Source organism: Lipingzhangella halophila (genome assembly GCF_014203805.1).
Classification (GTDB): Bacteria; Actinomycetota; Actinomycetes; order Streptosporangiales; family Streptosporangiaceae; genus Lipingzhangella; species Lipingzhangella halophila.
The window spans coordinates 5,367,081-5,380,592 of record NZ_JACHJT010000001.1 but is presented as its reverse complement, the minus strand read 5'-3'; the positions used below and the strand labels follow the sequence as shown (position 1 = coordinate 5,380,592).

Genomic DNA, 13,512 nt, shown 5'->3' with positions numbered 1-13,512 from the left:
TGCGGCCGGGGCCGTGCGCATTGCGGCGCACCGGCGGGGGAGTACGGAGTGGGCCAAATCGGCGGAGGGCGTGACATCTCGGCTACCGGCTGACAACATTCCCACGTACTAGCTAGACGCTTGCCCGGTCCTGTCCGCGGAGTACCGGGTAGGAGGTGCTACGAGGTGGTCGCCCCCCAACCAGGAGCCCAGTTCAGCACGACCTTCGTAGGCTGGCGTTACGAAGTCGTCGTCGGCGATCCCGGACCGCCACCGCGCCGTCCCACCCCGACCGACCAGGAGCGCATCAGTGAGGACTGGATCGCCGGGCAGAAGAGGACGGAGGCGCACACCAATCGGCCGCTGAAGTACGCGCTGTACGCCCTGGCGGGATTCGCGGCGCTGTGCCTGCTGCTGTGGCCGATACGCATCCTGCCGGGCATTCTCGTGCTCGGGGCGTTCCTGGTGTGCCTCGCGGTAACGCTGCCCATCCTGATAGCGCTGCTGCAGAGCCGCCAGGTGATGCGCGAGCGTGTGGCCACCGAGCAGCGGCGCATCGAGCGTATCCGCGCCAGTCAGGAACAGGAGCTCCGCGAAAAGCAGGAGGAGCACGCCCGGCGGTACACCGAGTGGCAGGGCCGCAAGCGCGCCTACGAGGCGCAGCCGCACTGGTACGGGGTGTCCGTCCCCGCCGGTGTCGGGACCGTCCTGGTCTCCGGGGGCACCGAGGTCGGGTGGTCGGCCGTCCTTACCACCATCGGCGCGTCCCGGCTGCGGGGCGGTGGCGACCTCACCGTGGTCGACCTGTCCGGACGGGCGGTCACGGCCGACCTCACTTCCCTGGCCGAGCAGTGCGGGGTGGCGTCGAAGGTCTGGGTGCTGCCCGCCGATCTCACCACGATGCACCTCGGCACGAACCTCGCCGCCCGGCAGCGTGCCCGGGTCCTCGCCGCGGTGGTCCGCGCCTCTGAGGCCAAGTCCGATCCCGACGCCGACCAGCGCCTGCTACTGCGGCTCCTGGAGGTAGTGGGGGCGCAGGCCAGCGTCGCCACCCTCACCAGCGGGCTGCGCGCGCTCGCCGAGCCCACCAGCACCCGCGACGACGATCCCACTCTGCGCCTGCTGAGCGCGGAACAGCTCGCCGAGGTGCGCCAGCGATGCGGATCGGACCAGGCGACCACCGAGCGCGCGTGGGAGCTGGAACGCCACCTCGCGCCCTTCGAAGGGCTGGGAACCCGGACCGTCGAGCAGCCTTACGCGCAGGTGAAGGTGATCGCCACCGATCGGGTGTCCGGGGATGTCGCCGCGCGCGCCTTCGGCACCTACACTCTGGCCTCGCTGAGCGAGCTGTTGGACCTGCGGTCGGGCAGCGCGCCCAACGGCACGGTGCCGTGGTCGCAGACCGTGGCGGTGTGCGGCGCCGACGTGCTCCCCGCCGCCGAGGTCGACCGGGCCATTCGCGCGGCACGCGGCGCCGGTGTCGGACTGGTGCTGATGTTCCGCGAGAACGACGAGGACGAGAGCGCGGTCCCCCGGCTCGCCGACGACCACTGCCTGACCGTGGTGATGCGCCAGCCCGGCACTCGGCCGGCGGCGCGGATGGCCTCCCGGTTACTGGAGGGCGGTACCGGGCCCGATGACCAACCGGCGAGCGCCGCAACGGCCCCGGACGGGGAGAGCGGCGCCGCCGGCGAGAGCGGGCGGGCGGGGCACGATCTGCGCGTGCACCGGCTCACCGAGGTGATCGGCGAGGCGCTGCGCGACACCGCCGCCGACGGCCACCACAAGAGCGGATCCAGCAACCCCGCCGAGGCCGACACCACCCCCGTCACGGTCCGTCCCAAGGCGAAGGCGGTCGCCCCACTCGACCTGGTCAAGCACGTTCGCTCGGCGACCGGTTGGGGCCGTGCCACGACCCAGGCGTCCGATATCGACACCCCGGGCGACACCGGCCGGGTCCGCCCCCTCCGGCTCGACTCGCTGGGGCTGCGCAACCTTCCGCCGACGGCGATGATCGTTCCCGGCGACGGCGGCTTGGTGCTCGCCGACGCCAACCCCGGAATCCTCACGCTGCCGACCGCTACGCTGGGCACCGTTGAGGATGCCCGTGCCGGCCTCGCGAGCTTCGACGTGCCACAGGAACCGGTCCCCGACGACGACCCGCCGCCGAACCTCGGCCCGCCCCCGGAGCGCCTGGACTGGCGCACGACGTAGACAGCGCCGGGCAGCCCGGGAAGGGGGCCGCAGTGGCGGTGGCCACAACCGAACATGGTGGCGGCGACGCTTTGCTGGTCGCGATGGGTGGCAGGGGCGTCGGCGACACCCGTACCCCCGGTGGGGCAATAAGCTGTAGGTCTCCGCCTTCTTGATTGAGGTGCCCCGAGCCTTCCTTGCGGCAATTACTCCAGCAGCGATTAGTGGGGATCCATGAGCGAACTTCCCTTGCGAGCCCATTTGGCCTCGGCCCTGGGCAAGGGTGCGGCTACGCTGTCCCGGGCCACCGGGCGCGGCGACGGGTCCGTCATTGGCGGCCGGGTCGCGCTGAAGGTCGAGCCGGAACTGCTCGCCAAACTCGCCCAGGGCCGGCGGCTGACCCTCGTCAGCGCCACCAACGGCAAGACCACGACCACCCGGCTGATCGCGTCGGCACTGCGCGAGCTCGGTGAGATCGCGACCAACGAGCAAGGCGCGAACATGCCCACAGGGCATATCACCGCACTCGCCGCAAGGCCCAACGCCCGCAATGGTGTTCTGGAAACTGACGAGAAGTACCTGCCGCAGGTACTGGAGGCGACATCACCCGCGGTTGTGGTGCTGATGAACCTGAGCCGCGACCAGATGGACCGCGCCTCCGAGATCAACCTGCTCGCGAAGAAGTGGCGCGAGTCGCTGCAGAAGAGCGAGGCACACGTCATCGCCAACGCCGACGATCCGCTGGTGGCCTGGGCCGGGTTGGGTGCCCGGCACGCCACGTGGGTCGCCGCGGGACAGCGCTGGAAGGAGGACTCCTGGTGCTGCCCTGACTGCGGCGGGCACCTCAAGCGCGAACCCGACCCGCACTGGGAGTGCCCGGAGTGCGGGCTGAGCCGCCCCGAGGCCACGTGGAGCGTGGACAACGACGCCGACGTCGTCATCACCCCCGACGGCCAGCGCATGAAGCTCGACCTCGGACTCCCCGGCGGCGCCAACCGCGCCAACGCCGCTGTCGCCCTGGCGACGGCGGCCACCTACGGTATCCACTCCAAGCAGTCGCTGCCCCGGCTGCGGGAGATCCGCTCGGTGGCCGGGCGCTACACCTCCGTCGTCACCAACGGGGTCGAGGTGCGGCTGCTGCTGGCGAAGAACCCGGCCGGGTGGCTGGAGTCGTTCGCTGTTCTGGGACCGCCGCGGATCCCGGTGATCCTGGCCGTCAACGCCCAGATCCCCGACGGCAAGGACACATCGTGGCTGTGGGACGTCGACTACAGCGTGCTGAGCGACCGCCGCGTGTTCGTCATGGGTGAGCGCCGCACCGACCTGGCACTGCGGCTGGAGACCGACGACGTTCCCTTCGAGGTGAGCGATGATGTCGCCAGTATCGTCGCCAAGGTCAAGGCCGAGCAGCCCGACATCACCAAGATCGACGTCATCGCCAACTACACGGCTTTCCAGCAGATCCGCACCGCGTACGGCCGGGTGCAGTAGGCGCGCCGCAGCCAGAACGAGGGGAGAACGATGAGCGACGACAGCAGCGTGCTGCGTATCGTCTGGATCTATCCGGACCTGCTCAGCACCTACGGCGACCAGGGCAACGCGCTGATCCTGCGCCGCCGCGCCGAGCAACGCGGTATCCGCACCGAGATCGTGTACGTGTACTCCAGTGACCCCGTGCCGGTCGAGGGCGACATCTACCTGCTGGGCGGGGGCGAGGACCGTCCGCAGACCCTCGCCGCCGAGCGGCTGCGCTCCGACGGCGGGCTGAAGCGCGCCGCCGAGAGCGGCGCGGCCGTGCTCGCGGTCTGCGCGGGGTACCAGATCGTCGGCGAGAGCTTCGGCGACGATGACGACAACCCGTTGCCGGGCGTGGGGATCCTGGACATCCGCAGCGGGCGCGGCGAGACCCGGGCGGTCGGCGAGATCGTCGCCGACGTCGCCCCCGAGCTGGGCGGCGGCAGGATCACCGGTTTCGAGAACCACCAGGGCCGGACGGCCCTCGGCCCGAGCGCCACGCCACTGTCGCGGACCCTCAAAGGGATCGGCAACGACGGCACGTCCGAGGGCGCCTACCAGGGCACCGTCCTGGGGACCTACCTGCACGGCCCCGCACTGCCGCGCAACCCCGCCCTCGCCGACCTGCTGCTGAGCATGCGCGTGGGCCAGCTCCAGCCCCTGCCGCCGTCCTGGGGCGAGCGCCTGCACGAGGAGCGGCTCGCGGCCGTGATGTGACTCGAGGCCGTGATGTGAGGGACGCGGCTCCCCGGCTGGCCGCTGGCACCGACACGTGCCTTTTCGGGGTCGGCGCTCTCTAGACCGGTGAGGCGGGCAGGTGGTTGGACGTCCGGCGAGAGCGGCGAAGGCGGTGGTGGGTCGGCCCGCGCTGGTCGGTCCGGGTGCTCGGTGGTAGCGCGGGTAACGAGAGCAGCAAGGACGGCCGAGGGGCCAGCCCGCGATAATCGCTCCCGGTGCCCGATGGTGACGCGCCCGACGAGGGCGGCGAGCGCGGTGGGTGGCCGGGCCGGCGAGAGCCGGTACTGGCGGCCGGTAGTACGGCCTCCAACGAGAGCAGCGAGGACAGTGGGTGGGCCAGCCCCCAGGGGGCGGTTCGGGTGCCCGATGGTGACGCGCCCGACGAGGGCGGCGACAACGACGCAGGGCTCCGGGAGTGTTTCCTGGTGTGGCCGGTTCTTGTGCCGATCTTGAGGATTGCGTTCCTTTACCGAGCGGTAAAGGAACGCAATCCTCAAGATCGGCGCCCAGGCCCGCACAATCCGGACATGTCGGGCGCGCGAAGGCTCGCGCGGCACCGAACCTGACCGTGGAGACACTGTCGGCGCCGAGAATGTCCCCATAGTCACCCTCGATACGCCCCAGCACCGCAAACGACGCCACGGACACCCCCACTGGGCCCCACCACCGGCCTTCGCCGCCCCCGTTGGCCGCGCCACCATCGGGCACCCGTAGCGATCACCGCGGGCTGATCCACCACCGGCCCTCGCTGCTCCGGTCGGGCGCGCCACCACCGGGCACCCGAACCGCCCCCTGGGGGCTGCCCACCCACTGTCCTCGCCGCCCCGGCGGACGCCGCACCACGCCCGCACATCACTGATCCAGTGCAGCTCCGCTGGGCCGCCGAGGGACGGGCTTACTCGGCCTGTTCGGCGGCTGCTGTGACGATCTCCGCGGAGAGGGCGCGTAGTGCCGGGTCGCGGGCGGTGCCGGCGCGGGTCGCCAGCGCGATGCTCCGGCGTACCGGGTCGCCCTCCAGAGGGCGCACCACGATGTCGGTGTCCCCGGGTTCCAGGGCGAGCCGCGGCACCAGGGCGACGCCCAGGCCGGCGCGGACCATGGCCGTGATGACCGTGTAGTCGTTGCTGGCGTAGTCGACACTGGGCGCGAATCCCGCCGACGCGCACGCCCGGTCCAGCGCCGCGCGCCCGGACGTGTCGCCGTACGGGCTGATCCAGGTCTCCTCGGCCAGCGCCGCCAGGGGGACCGGGGCGTCGGCGAGCTCCCGGTCGGGCGGGAGCAGCATCACGAACGTCTCGGTGAGCAGTGTGGTCAGCGTGACCCCCGTGGTATCCAGCGGTGGCAACAGGGCATAGGAGTACACCAGCGCGACGTCGGTCTCGTGGCCCCGCAGCGCCGCCATGCTCTCCGGGGCCTCGCGCTCGTCCACGATGACGCGCAGCGAGGGGTGGCGCTCCCGGCAGCGTGCCACCGCGGACGGGACCACGGAGCGGGCCGCTGTGGGAAACGCCGACAGCTTCACCGGCCCGGTGGGGGTGCCGACCAGCTCGGCCAGCTCCGCCCGCGCCTCCTCCATCCCCGCGATGAGGTGTTCCGCGTGCCGCACCAGGACCCAGCCCGCGTCGGTGATGCGCAGCACTCGCCCCTCGCGCACGAACAGGGTGACCCCGGCCTCGCGCTGCAGCAGGGTGAGCTGCTGCGAGACCGCCGAGGGCGTCAGTGCTCCGGCCTCGGCGACCGCCGTGACCGTGCCGCGTTGTGCCAGCTCAAGGAGCAGCCGCAACCTGCGAATCTCAAACATGTAGCTCAACTTAAAGATAACTCTAGAAGATGTCGATAGACTGCATCGGGCCTAGTGTCCCAGCATGGAGACATGACGGTGACGATGGATGCTGGCCCGCGCGGTGCCCTGGAGAGCGCGCAGTCGGCCGAGCTGCGCTCCCGCGTGGCGGCCGCGCGCGCCGAGATGGCGCGCCGTGATCTCTCGGCGCTGCTCCTGGTCTCCCCGGAGAACATCTACTATCTACTCGGGCTGGACTACCAGGGCTACTTCGCGTTCAGCCTGCTGCTGCTCCCGCGCGAGGGGCCGCCCGAGCTCATCACCCGCGCCATGGAGGGGCCGACCGTCGCCGCCCGCGCGCCGGACTGCGTGCACCGGCCGTTCCATGACGGCGCCGACCCCGTGGCGACCGCCGCCGCGGCGCTGCGCGGCCAGGTCCGGCCGGGTGAGGCCGTCGGGGTCGAGGACTCGGCGATGTTCTTCCCGCCGGCCATCTGGGCCGGGCTCCGCCAGGAGCTGCCCGAGCTCGTCTGGGTGGGCGCCGGCGACATCGGCCAGCAGCTGCGCGAGGTCAAGTCCGAGGCGGAGATCGTGTCCGTACGCCGCGCGGCATCGCTGTCAAGCGAGGCCATGGCCGCGGGGATCGGCGCCATCGCGGCCGGCGGCAGCGAGTCCCGGGTGGCGGCGGCCGTCTACTCGACGATGATCTCCGGCGGCAGCCAGAACCCGGGATTCGCGCCGTTGATCCGTCCCACGCAGATCCTGCAGCAGGAGCACGTCACCTGGGACGAGCGCGCGATCGAGCCGGGAGAGGGGCTGTTCCTGGAGCTGTCGGCGTGCGTGCGGCGCTACCACGCCCCGCTGAGCCGCACCGTCTACGTCGACGAGGCCCCGCCCGAGGCGGTCGTCGCGCACCGGGCCGCCCTGGCCGGTGCGCGGGCGATCGCCGCGGAGCTTCGGCCCGGTGCCGCCGCCAGCGACGTCTACCACGCCTGGCAGGACGCGGTCGAGCAGGTCCACCCGCAGCGGGGCGCGCGCCGGCACCACTGCGGTTACCTCGTGGGGATCGGCTTCCCGCCGAGCTGGGTCGGCGGCGGCGAGGTACTGGGCATCCGCCCCGGCTCGGCCCGGCTGGTCCGCGCCGGGATGACGTTCCACGCCATGTCGTGGGTGACCGAGCCCACCGGGTACGTCATCTCCGACACCATCCTGGTGACCGACGACGGCTGCGAGGTACTCACCCGGGCGCCGCGGGAGCTCACCGTCCTGTAGCGACCGCCCGCCCGCGAACACGGAGAGGCCGACCATGAAGATCACCGCGATCGAGGCCACACCGATCGCCGTGCCGTTCCGCACCGACGAGGTGTGGGCGTTCGGCCGCCGCCGCGGCCAGGTCGCCGTGCTTGTCGAGGTGCACACCGACGATGGGCTGACCGGGATCGGCGAGGCCGCGGCCTACCCGTCGACCGATGTTGTCCGGGCGGCCCTGGACGCCCTCGAACCGCTGGTCGTCGGGGAGGACCCGCGCGCCATCGAGCGGCTCACCAAACGGGTCGAGGTGGTCGGCACCTGGCACCACATGCGGCAGAACAGTCCCGCCCTCGCCGCGGTCGACATGGCGTGCTGGGACATCGTGGGCAAGACCTGCGGTCAGCCGCTGGTCACACTGTTCGGCGGGCGTTTCCGCGAGTCGGTGGACTTCTTCTACTACGTCCCCGGCGGCACGCCGGAGGAGGCCGCCAGGCAGGCGGCCGAGGGCGCCGACCTCGGCTTCGGCACTTTCTACCTGAAGGTCGGCGCGCCGCGGCCCGGTGACGACATCGAGCGGGTGGCCGCGGTGCGCGACGCCATAGGGCCCGAACCGGGGATCCGCGTCGACGCCAACGAGGCGTGGTCGTCGGGCACCGCCATCCGGGTGCTGCGCGCCATGCAGGAGTACGGGCTGGAACTGGCCGAGCAGCCGGTTTCGGGCCGCAACCTGGCCGAGATGGCCTATGTCCGCGGCCGGGTCGACACACCGCTGCTGGCCAACGAGGCATCGTGGACCCGCTACGACCAGATCGAGGTGATCCGGCACGGCGCGGCCGACGCCGTGTCGGTGGACAACCAGATGGACGGCGGCCTGCTCAACCTGAAGCGCTCCGCGGGAATCTGCGACGCCGCGGGGCTTCCGGTGGTCAAGCACAGTCTGGGCGAGCTGGGGGTGGGGCTCGCCGCCGCGCTGCACGTCATGGCGTCGACCCCGAATTTCATCCTGGCCAACCAGGCGTACTCCTCGCTGCTGGCCGATGACGTGCTCACCGAACCGCACGTCTACACCGCGGGCCGTCTTCCGGCTCCGAGCGGTCCAGGCCTGGGTGTCACCCTCGACCGCGAGAAGGTGGGGCGCTACGCCGAGGCCTACGCCCGCGACCCCGGCGGTTACGCCTTCCACGACCGGCAGCGGGCGGCCGAGCCAACGCCACTGCCGCGAGTCTGAGAAACCGGACCATCGCGGTGAATCAGTGAGGGCGGGTGCGGCGGCAAGCTGGCTCGCTCGCTTCGCCCCATTGCCGCAACCTGCCGGGGTGCTCGCCGCGGCCCTTCCGGGCCGGGTGGGGCAACCGGTCAGGCCGGCTTGCGGCGCAGCTTGATGTCGGCGTTGGCGCCCGTGTCCGGTGGGACGATGACCTCCTGCGCCGCGGCGATCCCGTCGATCGTGAACTCGGAGTCGACCGGGATCGACCGCTTGACGAGGCCGAGTGCGATCGACCCCAGTTCGTGGTGGCGCGCGGACGAACCGACGACACCGACATCACGCTCGCCGAGCTTGATCGCGGCGCCGCGCTCGGGCAGGCGCTCCGGGGTGCCGTCGAGGTGCAGCAGCACCAGCCGGCGCGGCGGCCGGCCCAGGTTGTGCACCCGCGCCACCGTCTCCTGGCCGGGGTAGCAGCCCTTGTCCAGGTGGACGGCAGAACCGGCCCACCCCATCTCGTGCGGGATCGCGCGGTGGTCGGTGTCGACGCCGAGCCGCGGCCGGTGCGCGGCGATCCGGTGGGCCTCGTAGGCCCACATTCCAACGGGGCGGACCCCGGAGCCGGTGAGCGCCTCGGTGACCGCTGGCAAGGCGTCCGGGGGCAGGAAGAGGTCGATCTCGTCGCCGGTCCGGCGCACGGGGGTGTCGTCCAGCCACGCGGCGGCAGCGGACAGCGCGGCCTCGCGTTCCGGGCCGGCGAGGGTGAGCACGCTGCGCTGGTCGCTGAGGTCCTCGACCTCGACGCGCAGCATGAACCGCATCGAGTCCAGGAAGCTCGCGAGGCCCGCCGCGTATCCCGGCTCGGTGTGTGCCCACACCGCGGTCCCGTCCTCGACGATGAACATGTGGTGGTTGATGTGCCCCTTGGTGTCCAGCACCAGCGACTCGGTCGCGGTGCCGGCGGGCAGGCCTTCGAGAGCCTGGCTGGTGAGGCTGTGCAGCCAGGTGAGCCGGTCGGGTCCGGAAACGCGGACGACACCGCGGTTCGCGCGGTCGATCCACCCGGAACCGTGTTCGAGTGCCTGGCCCTCGCGGGAGGGTTCCCCATAGTGGGCGGCGACACCAGTGTCGGGGTCGTCCGCGGGGACGGCCCCGGCGCGGGTCAGCAGAGGCGAAGTCATACTTCGATGCTACGCGCCGTGCGGGCGGCTGTGGGCGCTGGCGTCACCCGGAAGCGCAGCGCCGGCAGGTTCCGAACACCGTGAGGTGCCGGGCGTCGGCCCGGAAGCCGATCTCCGCGCGGAGCCGTTCGACCAGGCCGTCGGCGAGGTCGAGCGCGGTGTCGGAGACCTCCCCGCACTCGCGGCAGACCACGTGCAGGTGGTCCGCCTCCTCGCTGAGGTGGTACGAGGGAGGGCCGGCTCCGAGGTGGGTGTGCGTGATCAGCCCGACCTTCTCCAGGACGTCCAGAGTGCGGTACACGGTGGACAGGTTGAGATCCGAAGCGGTCCGCTGCACCCGGCTGCAAATGGCGTCCGGGGTGGCGTGCTCCAGCTCCTGGACGGCCTCAAGCACGAGTTGCCGCTGCGGTGTGACGCGGTAGCCGCGGGTCCGAAGCTCCTCGCGCCAGGTTTGGTGCACCATGGCCCCGATCCTACGATCCCCGGGCGCCGCCAAGGAGCGGACCGCCAAAGCGGGCTCCGGCGGCGCGGAATGTCGGAGAAAATCCGCTTGCCCCAGCCCGCGTACCGCGCATAGCGTCATACTCACGCAGGAAAGGAGGTGGTCCGAACAGTGAATGCTTTGAGGACGTGCGAGGTGTCCGTCCGTTAGGGCGACCCAGGAAGCCGGATCGCGCTAGCGAATCCACATCGGACACCCAGACCCCCGGGCCGCCGGAACTTGTCCGTCCGGCCCCGAGCGCCACGCGCCGGGAGCCATGCCCGGGGGTCCGTCATGTCGCGGGACGGATCACCCGCCGGCCTGCTTGAGCTGTGCCGACATATAGGACTGCAAGTCGTGGCCGCGTGCCGCGAGATCCCACGCATAGCCCAGGGTCTCGCGGTTGTCGCCGAACAGCCCGTAGAGCCGGTGCCCCGCCGTGACCTCCATGCCGGTCTCGGTGCGCAGCACGGCGTCGGTGGAGAGCTCAACACGGTTGGCGAACACGCTGCCCAGGTAGACCTCGGCGAACCCCTCTGGGTGCGTCAGTAGCGCCTCGACGTGCACCACCGGCATGTCAGCGGAGTCGTCGGGCGCGCTCCGCGCCTCCTCCGGCCGCGCGCGCCAGTACCCGGTCTCGGAGGTCACCAGGTCGCCGACCGAGCCGTCCTGCGCGATCCGCCACACGCGGCTCCGGTAGTTCAGGTGCGGCTGGCCGTCGTGCGTGAACTCGATCTCCTGGCCGAACTGGAAGTCCGCCATGTCCGGATAACCGGCGACGCCGACCCCCTCCCAGCGGCCGAGCAGGAAGGACAGCTTCTCCAGGTCGGGGTGCAGAACGCTCATGACTCCTCTTGCCGTGTCGTGGGGAACGCTCACCAGCCTAGTTGGCGGGAGGGGGCAAGACGCACCGCGAAGCGGCTCTGCGGGGCCCGTGGCCGGATGCATACTGTCCGGAAGCGGGCGGTCGCCGGGCACCCCCGCCGCGCCGCGGCAGGATAAGCCGGCACACTGCCGTACATCACGTGGCCGACGCGGCCCGGCACGGGTAGGGCGCCGCCGCGCCCGTGAATCCCCGCGGCCGGGCGGCCCGCATGAACCTGGTAAAGAGGATATTCCGGCGTTCGGGCACGCGAACGGGTACGCACGGGCGCCGGCGGACACGCTGGACGACACGGAAAGAGGCGCCTGTGCAGTTGGCGATCGGGATAGCCCTCCTGGCCGGTGCGGCGATCCTGGCACCGCTGGCCTGTCTCGCTGTGCGCCGGTGGTACCGGCAGCGCGGCCTGGTCAGACTGCGGCCGGGCGCCGTGGCGAAGCGGGCCGGGCAGCCGATCACCGCCACCGGTGTCGCGGTGGCGGGGCCGAGCGGGGTCATCGAGTCGCAACTGGCCCGTACCGACTGCGTCTGGCACGGGCACGAGGTACTGCGGCACTTCTGGTCGTTACCGGGCAAGGGAACGGAGGCCCAGGAGCGCGTGTGCGACTCGATCGCGGACTACGCGTCCGTGGAGCCGTTCGGGATCGCGGCGCCCGGCCGCGCACCCAAAGGCCGCACCGTTCTCGTGGACCCGGCGGGGGCCGAGCTCAGCGGGATGGATATGTGCCTGCAGCGTGTGGTTGGCCGGCCGCAGCGCGGTGTTCCCGCGCCGACCGACGACCTCCTGGCGCGGGTCAAGGGCCGGATCTCCGGGGTTTTCCGCGGGGAGACCATCGAGTTCGAGTACCGCGAGTGGGTGGTCCGCAACGGTGCGCCGATCGTCGCGCACGGGATGGTGGAGCTGCGCGACGGCTGGCCGGTGATCGTGCCGCCACCTGATGGCCGGCTCCGCATCGAGCGCCGCGGTTCCGCGGCACGGGTCCCGTGGCCCGCGCGGCGGGCGGCCGGGGCGCTGCTGCTCAGCGGGGCGAGCGTGGCGTCGGCCTGCGCCGGTCTGCTCCTCACGGTGAGCGCCGGCTGAGCGGCCGGTCCGCCAACCGGACGCCAGCCGCTACGCTGGCCCCCATGAGTCGCGCATTGGTGATCAAAGTCACGGTCGGTGAGGACCAACCCGAACGCAGCAACCAGGCGTTCACCATGGCGGCCACGGCAGTGGCGAGCGGGGTCGACGTGTCGCTGTGGCTGGCCGGCGAGGCGAGCTGGTTCGCCCTTCCGGGCCGGGCCGCGAAGATCGAGTCCCTCCCGCACGCGGCGCCGCTGGCCGACCTGCTCGACGGGATACTGGCCGGCGGGCGCGTCACGCTGTGCGGGCAGTGCGCCGCTCGACGGGAGCTGACCGAGGACGACCTGCTCGACGGCGTCCGGATCGCGGGGGCGCCCACCTTCGTGGAGGAGATCACCGCCGAGCGGGTCCAGGCGCTCGTCTACTGACCCCCGGGAGCCGGCCCCGCCGCCCGCGACCGCGTCGCACACGCGCGCCGCGGCAACCGTTCCGCTTGAGGGTTACTTCTTCCCTTGGTTGCGAACGGCCTCGATCGCCGCCTTGGCCGCCTCGGGGTCCAGGTACTCGCCGCCGTGTTTGCGCGGAGCGAAGTTGTCGTCGAGCTCGTAGACGAGCGGAATCCCGGTGGGGATGTTCAGTCCCGCGATGGTCTCGTCGTCGATGCCGTCGAGGTGCTTCACCAGCGCCCGAAGTGAGTTGCCGTGCGCGGCGACCAGCACGGTGCGCCCCGCCGCGATGTCGGGCACGATCGCGTCGTAGTAGTACGGCAGCATCCGGGCGACGACGTCGGCCAGGCACTCGGTGCGCGGCATCAGCTCGGGCGGCAGGTCCGCGTAGCGCCGGTCGCCCACCTGCGAGTACGTGGCGTCGTCGGCGAGCTTGGGCGGCGGTGTGTCGTAGGAGCGGCGCCAGACCATGAACTGCTCTTCGCCGTACTCCTCACGGGTCTGAGCCTTGTCCTTGCCCTGCAGCGCCCCATAGTGCCGCTCGTTGAGCCGCCAGGACCGCCGCACCGGGAGCCAGTTCAGCCCGGCCTCGTCGAGCGAGATCTCGGCGGTGCGGATGGCGCGTTTCAGCACCGACGTGTACACGATGGTGGGGCGCACGTCGGCTTCGAGTAGCAGCCTGCCGCCCTTGCGGGCCTCCTCCTCACCCGTTGTGGAGAGGTCGACGTCCACCCACCCGGTGAACAACCCCTCGGCGTTCCAGGTACTTTCGCCGTGTCGCAGCAGAACCAGAGTCCCCAT

The 13,512-nt window shown here is 71.6% G+C and carries 12 protein-coding genes; 7 read left to right on the top strand and 5 right to left on the bottom strand.

Features of this window, described 5'->3' with window-relative positions; translation table 11 throughout:
• Window positions 1–165 precede the first annotated feature (165 nt).
• From F4561_RS24380 to F4561_RS24370, 3 genes are all read left to right on the top strand, one after another.
• Window positions 166–2,193, top strand: a complete 2,028-nt coding sequence (locus F4561_RS24380; RefSeq protein WP_184582009.1) for a hypothetical protein — start codon at window positions 166–168, stop codon at window positions 2,191–2,193.
• 213 nt (window positions 2,194–2,406) lie between these two features.
• Window positions 2,407–3,663 carry a MurT ligase domain-containing protein gene (locus F4561_RS24375; protein ID WP_184582007.1) on the top strand — a complete coding sequence of 419 codons (1,257 nt, stop codon included), beginning with the start codon at window positions 2,407–2,409 and terminating at the stop codon, window positions 3,661–3,663.
• Window positions 3,664–3,693: 30 nt separating this feature from the next.
• Window positions 3,694–4,404 carry a type 1 glutamine amidotransferase gene (locus F4561_RS24370; RefSeq protein ID WP_184582005.1) on the top strand — a complete coding sequence of 237 codons (711 nt, stop codon included), beginning with the start codon at window positions 3,694–3,696 and terminating at the stop codon, window positions 4,402–4,404.
• Between the two features lie 916 nt (window positions 4,405–5,320).
• On the opposite strand, the gene F4561_RS24365 is transcribed toward F4561_RS24370, so the two are convergent.
• Window positions 5,321–6,226, bottom strand: a complete 906-nt coding sequence (locus F4561_RS24365) for a LysR family transcriptional regulator (RefSeq protein ID WP_184582003.1) — start codon at window positions 6,224–6,226, stop codon at window positions 5,321–5,323.
• Between the two features lie 72 nt (window positions 6,227–6,298).
• Between F4561_RS24365 and F4561_RS24360 the strand changes: the two genes are divergently transcribed.
• The gene (locus tag F4561_RS24360; RefSeq protein WP_184582001.1) at window positions 6,299–7,477 is read left to right on the top strand and encodes a M24 family metallopeptidase; all 1,179 of its coding nucleotides are present in this window, start codon (window positions 6,299–6,301) and stop codon (window positions 7,475–7,477) included.
• A 34-nt stretch (window positions 7,478–7,511) separates the two neighbouring features.
• Window positions 7,512–8,684 (top strand): mandelate racemase/muconate lactonizing enzyme family protein, encoded by a 1,173-nt coding sequence (locus tag F4561_RS24355; protein WP_184581999.1) that lies wholly within the window; start codon window positions 7,512–7,514, stop codon window positions 8,682–8,684.
• A gap of 128 nt (window positions 8,685–8,812) precedes the next feature.
• On the opposite strand, the gene ygfZ is transcribed toward F4561_RS24355, so the two are convergent.
• The 3 genes from ygfZ to F4561_RS24340 all read right to left on the bottom strand — a co-directional run bounded on the left by ygfZ (window position 8,813) and on the right by F4561_RS24340 (window position 11,168).
• Window positions 8,813–9,841, bottom strand: a complete 1,029-nt coding sequence (gene ygfZ / locus F4561_RS24350; RefSeq protein WP_184581997.1) for a CAF17-like 4Fe-4S cluster assembly/insertion protein YgfZ — start codon at window positions 9,839–9,841, stop codon at window positions 8,813–8,815.
• Window positions 9,842–9,884: 43 nt separating this feature from the next.
• Entirely contained in the window at window positions 9,885–10,304 is a 420-nt protein-coding gene (locus tag F4561_RS24345; RefSeq protein WP_184581995.1) for a Fur family transcriptional regulator, read from the bottom strand.
• Window positions 10,305–10,631: 327 nt separating this feature from the next.
• Window positions 10,632–11,168: a nitrobindin family protein gene (locus F4561_RS24340; RefSeq protein ID WP_184581993.1), complete on the bottom strand. Its 537-nt coding sequence runs from the start codon at window positions 11,166–11,168 to the stop codon at window positions 10,632–10,634.
• A 344-nt stretch (window positions 11,169–11,512) separates the two neighbouring features.
• Here F4561_RS24340 and F4561_RS24335 point away from each other — a divergent pair, with 344 nt between their 5' ends.
• Both F4561_RS24335 and F4561_RS24330 read left to right on the top strand, forming a co-directional pair.
• Window positions 11,513–12,283 carry a GIDE domain-containing protein gene (locus F4561_RS24335; protein ID WP_312885512.1) on the top strand — a complete coding sequence of 257 codons (771 nt, stop codon included), beginning with the start codon at window positions 11,513–11,515 and terminating at the stop codon, window positions 12,281–12,283.
• A 44-nt stretch (window positions 12,284–12,327) separates the two neighbouring features.
• Window positions 12,328–12,693, top strand: a complete 366-nt coding sequence (locus F4561_RS24330; protein WP_184581989.1) for a DsrE family protein — start codon at window positions 12,328–12,330, stop codon at window positions 12,691–12,693.
• A 72-nt stretch (window positions 12,694–12,765) separates the two neighbouring features.
• Here the strand turns inward: F4561_RS24330 and F4561_RS24325 are convergent, their stop codons facing one another.
• A complete protein-coding gene (locus tag F4561_RS24325) occupies window positions 12,766–13,512 on the bottom strand; it encodes a phosphoglyceromutase (protein WP_184581987.1) in 747 nt (248 codons plus the stop codon).

What these genes read in the sequence shown, in the direction of transcription:
- F4561_RS24375 (WP_184582007.1), top strand. Translation starts at nt 2,407, where the DNA reads ATGAGCGAACTTCCCTTGCGAGCCCATTTGGCCTCGGCCCTGGGCAAG.
- F4561_RS24370 (WP_184582005.1), top strand. Translation starts at nt 3,694, where the DNA reads ATGAGCGACGACAGCAGCGTGCTGCGTATCGTCTGGATCTATCCGGAC.
- F4561_RS24365 (WP_184582003.1), bottom strand. Translation starts at nt 6,226, where the DNA reads ATGTTTGAGATTCGCAGGTTGCGGCTGCTCCTTGAGCTGGCACAACGC.
- F4561_RS24360 (WP_184582001.1), top strand. Translation starts at nt 6,299, where the DNA reads ATGACGGTGACGATGGATGCTGGCCCGCGCGGTGCCCTGGAGAGCGCG.
- F4561_RS24355 (WP_184581999.1), top strand. Translation starts at nt 7,512, where the DNA reads ATGAAGATCACCGCGATCGAGGCCACACCGATCGCCGTGCCGTTCCGC.
- ygfZ (WP_184581997.1), bottom strand. Translation starts at nt 9,841, where the DNA reads ATGACTTCGCCTCTGCTGACCCGCGCCGGGGCCGTCCCCGCGGACGAC.
- F4561_RS24345 (WP_184581995.1), bottom strand. Translation starts at nt 10,304, where the DNA reads ATGGTGCACCAAACCTGGCGCGAGGAGCTTCGGACCCGCGGCTACCGC.
- F4561_RS24340 (WP_184581993.1), bottom strand. Translation starts at nt 11,168, where the DNA reads ATGAGCGTTCTGCACCCCGACCTGGAGAAGCTGTCCTTCCTGCTCGGC.
- F4561_RS24330 (WP_184581989.1), top strand. Translation starts at nt 12,328, where the DNA reads ATGAGTCGCGCATTGGTGATCAAAGTCACGGTCGGTGAGGACCAACCC.
- F4561_RS24325 (WP_184581987.1), bottom strand. Translation starts at nt 13,512, where the DNA reads ATGGGGACTCTGGTTCTGCTGCGACACGGCGAAAGTACCTGGAACGCC.